Raw genomic sequence first — 12,721 nt, 5'->3', positions numbered from 1 at the left:
GTGTATAGATTCGGTTGCAGGGATAAAGATGGTCTAATGCGACAAATCATCCCGGCAAGTGAGACAAAGGCAGGTGAGATAAACATGGATCGCGCCCTCGAGATGCAGGTGTTCTGCACGGTGGTGGACAAAGGCAGCTTCATCGCCGCCACCGAGCCGCTGGCCATGTCCAAGGCGGCGGTGTCGCGCTACGTGAACGCGCTGGAGGCGCGGCTCGGCGTGCGGCTGCTGCACCGGACCACGCGGCGGCTGTCGCTGACCGAGGAGGGGCGCATTTTCTACCAGCAGGCGCGCGATGTGCTGGCGCTGATGGACGCGGCCGAGGGCGCGGCGGCGTCCGGCTCGGAGGCGCCGGCGGGCGTGCTGCGCGTCAACGCGCCGCTGAGCTTCGGCATCGCGCACCTCGCGCCGCTGTGGGCGGACTTCATGCGCGCGCACCCGAAGATCGAGCTCGACATCAGCCTCAACGACCGCGTGGTGGATCTGGTGGAGGAGGGGTTCGACGTGGCGGTGCGCATTGCGCGCATGGAGGATTCGTCACTGGTGGGCCGCCGGCTGGCCAGCACGCGCATGCGCCTGTGCGCGGCGCCGGCGTACCTGGCGCGGCATCCGCCGCTGGCGCGGCCGGCGGACCTGCTGGCGCACAAGGTGATCGCGTACAGCCACTTCGCCTCGCGCAACGAATGGACCTTCACCGGCCCGGCGGGCGAGGCCACGGTGCAGACGCAGCCGGCGGTACGCTGCAACAACGGCGACACCTGCCGCGCCATCGGCCTGAGCGGCGGCGGCATCCTGCTGCAGCCGAGCTTCATGCTGGCCGACGACATCCGGCGCGGCGATCTCGTGGAAATCCTGCCGGACTACCGCGCCATCGAGCTCGGCATCTACGCGGTGTATCCGTCGCGCAAGCACCTGCCGCCCAAGGTACGGGCGCTGGTCAACTACCTCGTGGAGCGCTTCGCGGGCGTGCGCTGGGACGACTGACCCGGCCGGCTGGCCTGGCGCGCGCCGGGCGCTTGCGCCCGGCATCGGGCTGCGGCAAAATGCACAGCTTGCGGAGATGGCATGCCTCCCTTAACCGCCGACGGCAGCAACCTTGTCGGCTGATGATGCCTACGAGTTCCTGGACAGGGAAGTCGTAGGCTCGCGTCTGTGCGATCACCATGCGGCGTCCCGCCGTCCAGGTTTGTGTTCTGCGAATCTGGTCATCATGAAGAAAACATTCGTTCCGCCGGAACAACTGGCGATGCTGCCTTACCTGGGCCGCTGGCTCGTTCTCGCGTCCGCCGCCGGCGTGCTTGCCGGCACCGGCTCGGCCGCGCTGCTGGTCGCGCTGGACTGGGCCACGGCCACGCGCGTGTCGCATCCGTGGCTGCTGTGGCTGCTGCCGTTCGCGGGCCTCGCGGTCGGGCTGGCCTATCACTACCTGGGGCAGTCGGTGGAGGGCGGCAACAACCTGCTCATCGACGAGATCCACGACCCGAAGCGCGTCGTGCCCAAGCGCATGGCACCGCTGATTCTCGCCGGCACCGTGGTCACGCACCTGTGCGGCGGCTCGGCGGGGCGGGAGGGCACGGCGGTGCAGATGGGCGGCAGCTTTGCCGACTACCTCACGCGGCTGTTCCGGCTCGGCGCGCAGGCGCGCCGCATCCTGCTGATGGCGGGCATCAGCGCGGGTTTTGCCTCGGTGTTCGGCACGCCGCTGGCCGGCGCGGTGTTCGGGCTGGAGGTGCTGGCGATCGGGCGGCTGCGCTATGACGCGATCCTGCCGTGCTTCGTGGCGGCCATCGTGGGCGACCTGATCCCGCCGCTGCTGGGCGTGCATCACACCGCGTACGCGGTGCCGTTCGTGCCGCACCCCGGGCCGCTGACGCTGGGCGCGATGGTGCTGGCGGGCATCGTCTTCGGGGTGGCCGGCATGACGTTCGCCGAGGCCACGCACCGCCTGTCGCGCGCGCTCAAGCGCCGCGTCGCGTTCGGGCCGCTGCGGCCCCTGCTGGGCGGCGCGGTGGTCGCGGGCGCGGCCATGCTGATCGGCACCGACAAGTACCTGGGGCTGGGCATCCCGACCATCGTGGCGGCGTTCCAGGGGCCGCTGCCGGCCTACGACTTCGCCGGCAAGATGGCGTTCACGGTGGCGACGCTGGCCTCGGGCTTCAAGGGCGGGGAGGTGACGCCGCTGTTCTACATCGGCGCCACGCTCGGCAACGCGCTGGCCTACGTGCTGCCGCTGCCGGTGCCGCTGCTGGCCGGCGCGGGTTTTGTCGCGGTGTTCGCCGGCGCGGCCAACACGCCGATCGCCTCGACCATCATGGCGATGGAACTGTTCGGCCCGGAGGTGGGCGTGTTCGCGGGCATCGCCTGCGTGGTGAGCTATCTGTTCTCGGGCCACACCGGCATCTATCCCGCGCAGCGCGTCGGCCATGCCAAGCGCGCGCGCGTGCCGGAGGGGTTGCGGCTGTCCGAGGTGCCGGCTTTCCAGCGCGCCGAGAGGGATGCCGCGGAGAAACACTGAGCGCGGCGCCCGCGCCCGCTCATTCGTCCGCGGCGCCGGCCGCGCCGCGCGCGGGCCGGCGCACGACGCGCAGCCTGGCGCTGTTGCCGCCGCCGCAGTAGAACCTGTCCGCGCCGTCGGACTCGAGCCCGGACACGCCGACGCCGGCCGGCATGTCGAGCTGTTCCAGCACTTCGCCGGTTTGCGGATCGATGCGCCGCAGGTCGCTCTGCTCGTTTTCCCAGGTGCCGTGCCAGAGTTCGCCGTCGACCCAGGTGACGCCGGTGACGAAGCGGCTCGACGCGATGGTGCGCAGGACCGCGCCGGTCTCGGGGTCGACCTGGTGGATCTTGCGTTCGCGGTACTGGCCGACCCACAGCGTGCCTTCGGCCCATGCCATGCCCGAGACGGCGCCGCCGCCGGGCGCCGGGATGGTGGCGAGCACGCGGCCGCTTTGCGGGTCGATCTTCTGGATGCGGTCTTCGGCGATCTGGAACAGGTGGCGGCCGTCGAAGGCGGTGCCGGCGTGCGCGGGGACCGCGATGGCGCGCACGGTCTCGCCGCTGGCCGGGTCCAGGGCGTTGAGCTTGTCGCCGCTGGCGAACCAGACGTGGCGGCCGTCGTAGGTGACGCCGCCGATCTGGTCGACGCCGGGGAAGGGGCCGTATTCGCGGAGGATTTCGGCTGCGGATGGTTTCATGTCTGTCCTCGTGGTCACGCGGTGGTGGAGTGCATCCTACTCACTCGGCAGCGGCGCGGGGAGTAACAAGGCCGTCGCGAATCCGGGCACGGGCGGGGTCATCCAGCGGCGCGCGCGGCCGTGGCCGCACGGCTGCACCTTGCCGGTGGCGGCCAGCGCGTCGAGCGCGCGCTGCACGGTGCGCTGGCTGGCGCCGAGCGCGAGCGCCAGCGCGGAGCTGGACCACGATTCGCCGTCGGCGAGGCAGGCCAGCAGCGCGGCGTGCTTGTCCTCGACCGGGCGCGCCAGCAGGACCACTTCGCGCGTGTTGCGCGGCGCCAGCACGAAGCCCCGCGGCGTGGCGTCCACGCCGGCCAGCGCGCGCAGCAACGCGCGCAGCCGGCCGATCTCGACGCGCAGCCGCGCGCGGTGCGAGGCGTCGGCGTGCCGGGTGCGAAAGGCCTGCGCGATGAGCGTGTCGCGCGGCACGTCGGCGGGCCACGCCTCGGCCAGCGCGCGGGCGAGCGCGAACAGGACCGGGCGCGTGGCGAGCGAGACCGCGTGGCCGGCGTCGCGCACCGCGTGGCGGCAGGCGTCCACCACCAGCGCCGGCGATGCCAGCAGCGTTTCCACTTCGTCGAGCAGCACGGGGCGCGACTCGCCATGCGCGACCACGCGCGCGGCGGGCGTGTCGAGGACGGCGCCGGCGTGCTCGACTTCCGCCAGCAGCGCGGGGATGCCCGCGTCGCGCGCGGCGAGCCTGGCGCGGGCGAGCGCGGCGCGCGCGGCCTGCGCATGCAGGCGCCGCAGCGCGATGCCCGCGGCGATCAGTTCGTGGGCGGCGCGCAGCGCGGGCGGCAGGGGCGCGGGGTCGAGCGCGGCGAGCGCGTGCCCGGCGGCGTCGACGCGGCCGGTCAGCAGCAGGTGCCGGATGGCGAGATAACCCGCATGCGCGGCGTTGACCGGGTCGCCGTGCGCGGCGAGCGTGGCGCGCGCCGCGTCGAGCGCGCGGGCGGGCCAGCCGAGGTCGCGCGCGGCCAGCGCGATCTCGGCCTCGGCGACCACGCAGCGTGCGCGCGCCACGGCTTCCCGCGGGCCGAAGGCGCGCGCGGCGCCGCGCACCAGCGCCCGCGCGCGCGCGAAATCGCCGAGCTGCGCCAGCGCGATGCCGCGCAGCGCGAGCGCGGGCGCGTCGTCGCGCAGGGCGATCCGGTTGAGCGCGCCGAGCGGATCGCCGGCCGCGAGCGCGCGCGCTGCCGCCGTGATCAGCGAGTCCATCGGAATCCCGCCACGCTTGTCACTCCCGCCGTTCGATGTCCGGGGCTAATCTAGCACACGACCATCCATCGGCCGGCGCGCCGGATGCGGCGCCGCGGGCCAAGCCAAGGAGGACGAACCATGACCACGCACATCACTGGAACACACGAGGAATGGCTGGCGGCGCGGCTTGCGCTGCTGGAGGAGGAGAAGGCGCTGACGCGGCGCAGCGACACGCTGGCGCGGCAGCGGCAGGCGCTGCCGTGGGTGCGCGTGGACAAGGCGTACCGCTTCGAGACCGAGGCGGGCGCGGCCTCGCTGGCGGACCTGTTCGGCGGGCGTTCGCAACTGCTGGTCTATCACTTCATGTTCGGCCCGGACTACACGGCGGGCTGCCCGTCCTGCTCGGCGCTCGCGGACGGCTTCGACGGCTTTGCCGTCCACCTGGCGCATCACGACGTCACGCTGGCGGCGGTGTCGCGCGCGCCGCTGGCGAAGCTGCTGGCGTACCGGCGGCGCATGGGCTGGACGTTTCCGTGGGCGTCCTCGCTCGGCGGCGACTTCAACTTCGATTTCAACGTCGCGGTCACGGAGGCGCAGCAGCGCGCGGGCGACGTGGAATACAACTACCGGCGCGGCGGCCACGCGATGGACGCGGCGCCGGTGCCGGAGCCGGTCGCGCGCTTCGCCGCCAGTTGCGGCACCGACGCGCCCACCTACTCGCGCGACCGGCCGGGCATGAGCGCGTTCGTGCTGGAGGACGGCGTGGTCTATCACACCTATTCCACCTACGCGCGCGGGCTGGACGGCCTGTGGGGCATGTACCAGTGGCTGGACCGCGCGCCCAGGGGACGCAACGAGGCCGGCGTGTGGTGGCGCCGCCATGACGAATACGGCGCGCGTTGAGCAGGGCTTCCGGCGATGGCGGCGGCTGGCGGGAATGCGGCGCGGCGCGATGCCCGCGCCGCATGCGTGACGTGCCGGATCAGGCGTTGAACGAGTCGTCGTCCAGGAAATCGTCGAGGCCGTCGTCGAGGCCGCCGTTGTCCAGCGCGGCATCCACGCCGGTGTCGCGCCCGTCCGCCAGCGCGCGGTCGTCGCTGCCGTAGAAGTTGTTGACGACGGTCTCGGTCGGCGCCTGTCCCGTGGCGGACTGCCCGAGGAAGCCGCCGCCGCCGTTGCGGTGGAACAGGCTCTCGATGCCCTGGAACAGGAACGCGCCGCCGGCCACGCCGGCCGCCGTGGTGGCGATGCCGCCCAGCGCGCTGCCGAAGCCGCCGCCGAGGAATCCGGGCCGGGCCGCCTGCGCGGGCATGGCCTGGGGTTCCGGCGGCAGCGGTGCCGGCGCGCTGGGCGGCGGCGCCATGACGGGGCGCGCCGCGGCGGCGGGGCTGGGGTTGGCGTTGGCGTGGACGCCCCAGGCGTTCTCGGTGTCGAGGAAGCGGCTGGCGCCGCCGGCCTGGGCGGCCTGCAACTGGCTTTGCAGCGTGGTGATCTGGGTCCTGGCCGAGGCCAGCGCGTGGTCGAGCAGCATGGCGCGCTGGACCAGCAGGTAGGCGGCATCGGGCTGCCGGGCGACGGCTTCGGCGATCAGCGCGTCGGCCTGCGGGTCCTTCGCGCCGGCGCGGGCCTGCGTCAGCTGGTTCAGGAAGCCTTCCAGCGCTTGCATCTCTTGGGGGGTCATGGCACCACCTATCCGGGTTGTTGAGTGCTCCCAGTCTAGGGGCCGAGTCTTAAGCAAGACTTAAATCGGGCAAGACCTGGCGGGATGCAAAACCGGCGGCTGTGTGGCGGCGCCTGCCTGCGCCGGGTCCGGCGCGGCGCGGGGGAGGCTACTTCTTCTTGGCGGCGCCATCGTTGCCGACGCGCGACTGCACGGCGCCGAACGGGGTGGCCGGCGCGGCGGGCTTCTTGGGCTGCTTCGGTTTCTTGGCTTCGCGATTACCGCGTAGTTGACTCTTGGCCATGATGTACTCCTGTGGCGTGGTGGTGCATTGCTTGCCGGAGGGCGCATCCAGCATACGCCGTTAACCGGCGGCCAAGGGAAATATCGTGCACGGTGCGGTCGGCCACATTCGCGCGCGGCGCTTCGCGCGGCGCGCGCCGCCGGACGCCTACAATCGAGCGGTTTTCCGTCCACAAATTCCCCGGCCGCCCGGATGCGGGCAGTGCCTGGGCCTGGCCGTCGCCACCGTGGCGGGCTCGGGCGCTTCGCCGCTGTGACGCGGCGCGCCGCACGCGCACCGGACGCGGCTAGATGCCTTCGTACTCGCCGGGGCCGTCGGGCCACGGCGTGAGGATCTCCACGCCGTCCGCCGTCACCGCCACCATGTGCTCCCACTGCGCGGAAAGCGAGTGGTCGCGCGTCACCACGGTCCAGCCGTCGGGCAGTTCCTTGACGTGGCGCTTGCCCGCGTTGATCATCGGCTCGATCGTAAACACCATGCCTTCCTTGAGGCGCAGCCCTTCGCCGCGGTTGCCGTAGTGCAGCACCTGCGGCTCGTCGTGGTAGATGGTGCCGATGCCGTGCCCGCAGTATTCGCGCACCACGCTGAAGCCCTCGCGGTGCGCCACCGTCTGGATCGCGTGGCCCACGTCGCCGAGCGTGGCGCCGGGGCGCACCTGGCGGATGCCGGCCAGCAGCGCCTCGTAGGTGGTGCGCACCAGCTTGCGGGCCAGCGGCGCGGGCTCGCCGACGAAGTACATGCGGCTGGTGTCGCCGAACCAGCCGTCCTTGATGATGGCCACGTCGAGGTTGACGATGTCGCCGGCCTTGAGCACCCTGGCCGGCGACGGGATGCCGTGGCACACCACCTGGTTCACCGACGCGCACAGCGTCTTCTGGTAGCCGTGATAGCCGATGTTGGCCGGCGTCACCTTGAGTTCATGGACGATGTAGTCGTGGCAGATGCGGTCCAGGTCCTCGGTGCTGGCACCGGGCTTCACGTGGGGCGCGATCATGCGCAGCACGTCGGCGGCCAGCTTGCCGGCCTCGCGGGCGCGGGCGACTTCCGCCGGCGACTTGATCGGAACGCCGCGTCTCATCGCGCACCTCCGGCGGCGGCCAGGCGCGGCGCCTCGTCGGCCAGGATGGCGGCCAGGTCGAAATGGCCGGCCTGCTCGGCGCGCATGAGCAACTGGCAGATCTGCGCGTGGTTCAGCGCCGGGTACAGCTCGGCCAGCATGCCGATGCGCATCCAGTGCTCGGCCTGCGCGTTGATGGAGCGGGACAGTGCACTGCTGCTCAGGCGCAGGTTCTCGTGCATCTGGTCCGAGATCTTGACGATACCCATGTTTTTTAATATACGAAATGTAAACGAATCGTATATTAACACGGTGCCGGCGGCCGCGCCAAGGGTGCCGCGGATGGTTCGCCCGCAAGCGGTACTTGCCGTGCCGATCTTCTCGAAACGGCTTGCTAGCAGCGCAGATCGAAGAACCCGCTCGCCATGCGCCGGCCGTTCACGACCAGTTCGACCTCGTGGCGGCCCGGGTAGTGGGTGCGCGTGGTGAAGTCGCGGATATGCTGGCTGCGCCGCACGGACACGCGCTGCCCGCCCGGCAGCGACAGTGCCTTGAGCTTGAACACCTTGGCCGAGGTCGAGCCGGATTTCTTCACGTAGGTGATCCGGTAGTCGACCACGAGCCGCTGCGGCGCCGGCGAGGTCGACACCAGCTCGAACGACAGCGTGACCGCGTCGCCGAGCGCGATGCTGGCCGGCGTGACGGCGAACCGGCCGATCTCCACCAGCGGCGCGGCGCCCGCGCCGATCACCGTCAGCGCGCGCGGGTTGCCCTGCTTGACCAGCGTGCGCAGCGCCTGCTTCACGATCCACGCGGTGCGCGGATTGCCGGCGGGCCACGCCTCGACCCGGTCCAGCACCCAGTCCGGGTGCCGCTTGGTGATGTCGTTGAGGTGGTTGGCTACCGACTTGCGGACGTAGAGGCTGTCGTCCGCGCGCAGGTTGTCGATGATGTTCGCGGTCAGCGCCGGGTTGGCTTCTATCTCGCCGAGCCGGAAGGACCACGGCAGGCGCGGGCGGCTGCCTTCGCTGGCGAGGCGGCGCACCGCGTCGCTGCTGTCCGTGGACCACGTTTCCATGATGGCGAGCGCGCGCGGCAGGTCGTCGCGCAGGAATTCCCGGACCGCGAATTCCGACGTGCCGAACTGCGTGAAGAACTTCAGCGCGTTCATCGAGGCATCGAACGCGCGGCGTCCGGCATGGCGCCCGTATTGCCCGACGTAGTCGGGCGGCACCAGCGACATGAAGCCTGCGCCGATATGCGGCGCGGCTTCGGTCAGCATGCGCAGCGCGCCGTCGAAGCCGGCGGGGCAAGCCGCGTGGATGGCCACGCTCGCCTGGCGCACGCGCGCCATCAGGGTCAGGTCTTCCAGGCCGTCGAGCGCGACCGAGAGAAAGGTCTTGTCGTCGAAGTCGGGCGCAACGGCGCGCAGGCGCTTCGCCAGCTGGCGGAAGCGCTGCGTGTCCATTGCCAGTTTCAGCGGAGCTGGCGCAGCTTTGGTCATGGGTCTCGTGCCGGTCAGACCGCCGTTCGGTCTGCTGGCGGGAGCATAGACCAGGCTGCTGTCAGTTTCTGTCAGGAGACTTCGGGGAGCGTGAAGCGCGCGCGCGGCGGGCGTGGCGAGTGGCGTGGCGAAAAAACCGGACGCCGGAAAACAGAAAACCCCGCGGGCACGAGGCTTTGCGGGGCTCTGACGGATTGCTTGTTGCTACCTTCTCACTGCCTTTTTACTGCTTTCTCACTGCGCTTTCTCACTGCAATACAGCTTCGTGGTGCCCAGGAGAGGACTCGAACCTCCACAGTGTTGCCACCGCTAGGACCTGAACCTAGTGCGTCTACCAATTTCGCCACCTGGGCAAGCTGAGCCGCGCATTTTACCCAAGGCATGGAAATTTGCAAGCGTCGCGGTTCGCGATGGCGGGAAGGCGCCGGCGAAGTCCCGTCATGGGCCGGCGCCGGCTTGCGGCGGGTGGGGAGCCGCGCTCAGCGCCGTGGCCGGCGTGCTCCCCGGGGCTGTCCCTGCGTCAGGTCAGGAGGTTGAACGCGAACCCCAGCGCGATCGCGCCGCCGAGGGCTTCCAGTGCTGCCAGTGCGAGAAGGTTCTTCAAAACGAAGGCATCATCCTGCTTGGTCACCATGTCGTCTCCCGATATAGGAATCCACGGCCGAAGGTCGATGGCGGGCACCGCGATGGCAAGCACGGCGGTACGGGTCCACGCTCCAGCCACGTCTTGATGCGCGTTCAGTAGACCGCAACGCGGGGGCGGCGAAAAGTCGGCATAAACCCGTACCGCGGTACGGTGCAGAGCAGCAATCGCCGCCGTCCGCGGCCTCATGCCGCCGCCATTGCCTTCGGCCCGCCGGGCGCGAGGTTCCCCATGCCGGCCAGCGTCGCCTCCACCGCTTCGTCGAGCGGGGTGTGCGGCTCGTGTCCCAGCACCGCCAGCAGGCGCGCGTTGTCCATGCGCACGGGCGTGTTCCACAGGTAGCGCATCTCGCGCAGTTCGCGCAGCGTCGCCACGAACGGCGACGCCAGCGCGGTCAGCCACCACGGGAAGGCGGCCACGCGCGGCGCGGCGCCGGTGCGGCGCGCCACCACGCGGCGGATGGCGCCGCTCATCTGCGTGCCGTCCGCGTCCCAGTGGCCCGCCATGTGGAACGCGGCGAAGGCGTCGAGCGTGTCGCGGCGCGCGAGCAGCTCGACCATCGTGCGGGCGACGTCGGGCAGGTAGGACCACTGGTGCCCGACGCCGCGCCGGCCCGGGTAGCGGATGGTCTTCACCGGCTGCCCGGGTTTGACCAGCCCTTGCGAGAACCAGTTGTTGCCGGCGCCCGGCCCGAAGAAGTCCCCGGCGCGCACGATGATGACGCGGGCGCCCGCGCGGCTGGCCTGTTCCAGGCGCCGCTCGAGCTCGACGCGGATGGCGCCCTTGCGCGTGGCCGGGTGCTGCGGCGCGTCCTCGCGCAGCACGGGGAAGGCATCGGCGCCGTAGTTGTAGACCGTGCCGGGCAGCACGATGGTCGCGCGCTGCGCGATGGCGGCGGCGATGGTGTTGTCGAGCATCGGCAGCACCAGTTGCTTCCAGTTGCGGTAGCCGGGCGGGTTGACCGCATGGACGATCACCGCGCAGCCCGCCGCGGCGCTGGCCACGTCCGCGGCGGCGAGCGCATCGCCGCGCAGCCACAGGATGCCGTCCCTGCGCCCGGTGGCGTGCGCCGCGCCGCGCCGGAGCGCGCGCACGTCCCAGCCCGCGTCGCGCAACTGGCGCGCCACTTCGCCGCCGGCGCCGCCGGTGGCGCCGAGAACCAGGACCGTGTTGCCGTTTGCCATCTTGCTCTCCGAAAAGGCGTGTCGATGGCGGTATTCTGCGAGCGGATGGACTAAACGAAAATTACCGAATTCCGACTAGTCGCTATACATTTACGCATGACCTCGAATATCGGCTGGGAACTCTACCGCTCCTTCCTCGGCGTGCTGAAGGCCGGCTCGCTGTCCGGCGCCGCGCGCGAACTGGGCCTGACCCAGCCGACCGTGGGGCGCCACGTCGCGGCGCTGGAGACGGCGCTGGGCGTGGCCCTGTTCACGCGCTCGCAGGTCGGCCTCGCGCCGACCGAGGTGGCGCTGGGCCTGCGCGCCCACGCGGAGATCATGGCCAGCACGGCCGCCTCGCTCGAGCGCGCGGCCTCCGGTTATGGCGAAGGCGTGCGCGGCGTGGTGCGCGTGTCGGCCAGCGAGGTGGTCGGGGTCGAGGTGCTGCCGCCCATCGTCGAGCGCCTGCGCCGCCGGCACGCGGAACTGAAGATCGAGCTGGTCCTGACCAACCGGGTGCAGGACCTGCTGCGGCGCGAGGCCGACATCGCGGTGCGCATGATGCGGCCCGAGCAGGCGCAACTGCTTGCCCGCCGCGTCGGCAACATCGAGATCGGCCTGCACGCGCGCAAGGACTACCTCGCCCGGCATGGCGCGCCGCGCCGGGTCAGCGAGCTGGCCGGGCACGCGCTGATCGGCTACGACCAGCCGAGCGCGTTCGTGCGCGCGGCCAGCCGGTCCTTCACGGGCTTCGACCGCGATGCGTTCTCGATCCGCACCGACAGCGACCTCGCGCAACTCGCGCTGATCCGCAGCGGCGCCGGCATCGGCATCTGCCAGGCCGCGCTCGCCGCGCGCGACGACACGCTGGCGCGGGTACTGCCAGGCGCGTTCTCCATGCAGCTCGACACCTGGGTGACGATGCACGAGGACCTGCGCAATAGCCCGCGCTGCCGGGTCACGTTCGATGCGCTGGTCGAGGGGCTGGTGGCCTACGCGCGGCCCTGATGCATGGCCGCGGGCGTCTGGCGCGGCGGCCGGGATTGCTGGTGCGTTCTTCCCCGCTCTTGCCGACACTGGCGGGCATGAGGTGACGCCGCAGGCATCGGCGCCGCCGCGCCGCCGGCGAATGTGGCGGCGTGGGCGCCCGCCTGCCGCGCCCGCCGCGCTGGTGCTTGCCTTGCGCGGCCATTTCCCGAACACTGCGGGGACCCTCGTGCCAGGCTGGCCGCCAGCAAGGAGCGCCGCGTGATCACACTCTATTCCTACCCGGACCTGTTCGGCGTGGAGGACAACAATCCCTACGGCCTCAAGGTCTTCGCCTTCCTCAAGCTGTGCGGGCTGGCGTTCGGGCATCGCCACATTCTCGACGCGCGGTCGGCGCCGCGCGCGCAGTTGCCCTACGTGGACGACGACGGCCACGCCATCGGCGACAGCGACGCCATCGTGCGCCACCTGACGCAGCACTACGGCTTGTCCATCGACGCGGCGCTGACCGACGCGCAGCGCGACCTCGATCACCTCGTGCGGCGCACGCTGGACGACCTGTACTGGGTGATGTCGTATTCGCGCTGGCGCGACGAGCGCTACTGGCCGGCGTTCATGGCGGCGCTGCTGCGCACGCATGCCGACCTCACCGAGGACGCGCTCCTCGCCGCGCGGCAGTACAACTTCGAGCGCTATTACTACCAGGGCATCGGGCGCTACGAGCGGGACGAGGTGTATGCGCGGGGCATGGCCGACCTTGCGGTGGTGTCCCGCCTGATCGGCGAGCGGGCCTTCCTGTTCGGCGACGCGCCGGCCAGCACCGACGCGGGCATCTACGGCTTCGTCGCCAACATCCATTGCTACGACATCGACACGCCGCTCAAGCGCTTCGTGCTGTCGCGGCCGAACCTGGTGCGGCACTGCAACGGCGTGCGCGCGGCGATGGGGCAGGGTGCGCGGTAGGGCGGCG

Annotated in this window: 13 protein-coding genes, 1 tRNA gene and 1 riboswitch; of the genes, 5 read left to right on the top strand and 9 right to left on the bottom strand. The window is 71.2% G+C overall.

What is annotated here, in order from left to right:
• Positions 1 to 84 precede the first annotated feature (84 nt).
• Together AC3WXD_RS22605 and AC3WXD_RS22600 are read left to right on the top strand one after the other, a co-directional pair.
• Complete coding sequence (locus tag AC3WXD_RS22605; RefSeq protein WP_492324726.1) at positions 85 to 984, top strand: LysR family transcriptional regulator; 900 nt, start codon at positions 85 to 87, stop codon at positions 982 to 984.
• Positions 985 to 1,047: 63 nt separating this feature from the next.
• A riboswitch (Fluoride riboswitch) is annotated at positions 1,048 to 1,123 on the top strand.
• A gap of 87 nt (positions 1,124 to 1,210) precedes the next feature.
• Complete coding sequence (locus AC3WXD_RS22600; protein ID WP_492324725.1) at positions 1,211 to 2,515, top strand: voltage-gated chloride channel family protein; 1,305 nt, start codon at positions 1,211 to 1,213, stop codon at positions 2,513 to 2,515.
• Positions 2,516 to 2,534: 19 nt separating this feature from the next.
• Here the strand turns inward: AC3WXD_RS22600 and AC3WXD_RS22595 are convergent, their stop codons facing one another.
• Together AC3WXD_RS22595 and AC3WXD_RS22590 are read right to left on the bottom strand one after the other, a co-directional pair.
• Positions 2,535 to 3,194, bottom strand: coding sequence for a Vgb family protein (locus tag AC3WXD_RS22595; RefSeq protein WP_020204458.1), 660 nt, complete (start codon positions 3,192 to 3,194; stop codon positions 2,535 to 2,537).
• A gap of 36 nt (positions 3,195 to 3,230) precedes the next feature.
• Positions 3,231 to 4,451 carry a helix-turn-helix domain-containing protein gene (locus tag AC3WXD_RS22590; RefSeq protein ID WP_492324724.1) on the bottom strand — a complete coding sequence of 407 codons (1,221 nt, stop codon included), beginning with the start codon at positions 4,449 to 4,451 and terminating at the stop codon, positions 3,231 to 3,233.
• A 120-nt stretch (positions 4,452 to 4,571) separates the two neighbouring features.
• Between AC3WXD_RS22590 and AC3WXD_RS22585 the strand changes: the two genes are divergently transcribed.
• The gene (locus AC3WXD_RS22585; RefSeq protein ID WP_492324723.1) at positions 4,572 to 5,336 is read left to right on the top strand and encodes a DUF899 domain-containing protein; all 765 of its coding nucleotides are present in this window, start codon (positions 4,572 to 4,574) and stop codon (positions 5,334 to 5,336) included.
• Between the two features lie 79 nt (positions 5,337 to 5,415).
• Here the strand turns inward: AC3WXD_RS22585 and AC3WXD_RS22580 are convergent, their stop codons facing one another.
• The 7 genes from AC3WXD_RS22580 to AC3WXD_RS22550 form a co-directional block, all read right to left on the bottom strand.
• Complete coding sequence (locus AC3WXD_RS22580) at positions 5,416 to 6,114, bottom strand: DUF2076 domain-containing protein (RefSeq protein WP_059410374.1); 699 nt, start codon at positions 6,112 to 6,114, stop codon at positions 5,416 to 5,418.
• A 148-nt stretch (positions 6,115 to 6,262) separates the two neighbouring features.
• On the bottom strand, positions 6,263 to 6,397 hold the full coding sequence (locus tag AC3WXD_RS22575) for a hypothetical protein (RefSeq protein ID WP_269432131.1): 135 nt from the start codon (positions 6,395 to 6,397) through the stop codon (positions 6,263 to 6,265).
• A gap of 286 nt (positions 6,398 to 6,683) precedes the next feature.
• Positions 6,684 to 7,475, bottom strand: a complete 792-nt coding sequence (gene map / locus AC3WXD_RS22570; RefSeq protein ID WP_020204453.1) for a type I methionyl aminopeptidase — start codon at positions 7,473 to 7,475, stop codon at positions 6,684 to 6,686.
• Positions 7,472 to 7,723 carry a ParD-like family protein gene (locus AC3WXD_RS22565; protein WP_020204452.1) on the bottom strand — a complete coding sequence of 84 codons (252 nt, stop codon included), beginning with the start codon at positions 7,721 to 7,723 and terminating at the stop codon, positions 7,472 to 7,474. The genes map and AC3WXD_RS22565 overlap by 4 nt, the downstream gene beginning before the upstream one ends.
• Positions 7,724 to 7,848: 125 nt before the next feature.
• A complete protein-coding gene (locus AC3WXD_RS22560; protein WP_492324722.1) occupies positions 7,849 to 8,958 on the bottom strand; it encodes a DNA alkylation repair protein in 1,110 nt (369 codons plus the stop codon).
• A 266-nt stretch (positions 8,959 to 9,224) separates the two neighbouring features.
• A tRNA-Leu gene (locus AC3WXD_RS22555) sits at positions 9,225 to 9,311 on the bottom strand.
• A gap of 475 nt (positions 9,312 to 9,786) precedes the next feature.
• Positions 9,787 to 10,785: an NAD-dependent epimerase/dehydratase family protein gene (locus AC3WXD_RS22550; RefSeq protein WP_492324721.1), complete on the bottom strand. Its 999-nt coding sequence runs from the start codon at positions 10,783 to 10,785 to the stop codon at positions 9,787 to 9,789.
• A gap of 96 nt (positions 10,786 to 10,881) precedes the next feature.
• Between AC3WXD_RS22550 and AC3WXD_RS22545 the strand changes: the two genes are divergently transcribed.
• Complete coding sequence (locus tag AC3WXD_RS22545; protein WP_492324720.1) at positions 10,882 to 11,772, top strand: LysR family transcriptional regulator; 891 nt, start codon at positions 10,882 to 10,884, stop codon at positions 11,770 to 11,772.
• 240 nt (positions 11,773 to 12,012) lie between these two features.
• A complete protein-coding gene (locus tag AC3WXD_RS22540; RefSeq protein WP_020204447.1) occupies positions 12,013 to 12,714 on the top strand; it encodes a glutathione S-transferase C-terminal domain-containing protein in 702 nt (233 codons plus the stop codon).
• The last annotated feature ends 7 nt before the right edge of the window (positions 12,715 to 12,721 follow it).

It is taken from the genome of Cupriavidus sp. FW216-B1 (assembly GCF_058789195.1).
Note: the sequence above shows the minus strand (reverse complement) of the source record. Positions and strands in the feature narration are given on the sequence as shown.

Bases quoted from the DNA above. Each gene is read 5' to 3' on its own strand.
- AC3WXD_RS22605 (WP_492324726.1), top strand. From the start codon at position 85: ATGGATCGCGCCCTCGAGATGCAGGTGTTCTGCACGGTGGTGGACAAA.
- AC3WXD_RS22600 (WP_492324725.1), top strand. From the start codon at position 1,211: ATGAAGAAAACATTCGTTCCGCCGGAACAACTGGCGATGCTGCCTTAC.
- AC3WXD_RS22595 (WP_020204458.1), bottom strand. From the start codon at position 3,194: ATGAAACCATCCGCAGCCGAAATCCTCCGCGAATACGGCCCCTTCCCC.
- AC3WXD_RS22590 (WP_492324724.1), bottom strand. From the start codon at position 4,451: ATGGACTCGCTGATCACGGCGGCAGCGCGCGCGCTCGCGGCCGGCGAT.
- AC3WXD_RS22585 (WP_492324723.1), top strand. From the start codon at position 4,572: ATGACCACGCACATCACTGGAACACACGAGGAATGGCTGGCGGCGCGG.
- AC3WXD_RS22580 (WP_059410374.1), bottom strand. From the start codon at position 6,114: ATGACCCCCCAAGAGATGCAAGCGCTGGAAGGCTTCCTGAACCAGCTG.
- AC3WXD_RS22575 (WP_269432131.1), bottom strand. From the start codon at position 6,397: ATGGCCAAGAGTCAACTACGCGGTAATCGCGAAGCCAAGAAACCGAAG.
- map (WP_020204453.1), bottom strand. From the start codon at position 7,475: ATGAGACGCGGCGTTCCGATCAAGTCGCCGGCGGAAGTCGCCCGCGCC.
- AC3WXD_RS22565 (WP_020204452.1), bottom strand. From the start codon at position 7,723: ATGGGTATCGTCAAGATCTCGGACCAGATGCACGAGAACCTGCGCCTG.
- AC3WXD_RS22560 (WP_492324722.1), bottom strand. From the start codon at position 8,958: ATGACCAAAGCTGCGCCAGCTCCGCTGAAACTGGCAATGGACACGCAG.
- AC3WXD_RS22550 (WP_492324721.1), bottom strand. From the start codon at position 10,785: ATGGCAAACGGCAACACGGTCCTGGTTCTCGGCGCCACCGGCGGCGCC.
- AC3WXD_RS22545 (WP_492324720.1), top strand. From the start codon at position 10,882: ATGACCTCGAATATCGGCTGGGAACTCTACCGCTCCTTCCTCGGCGTG.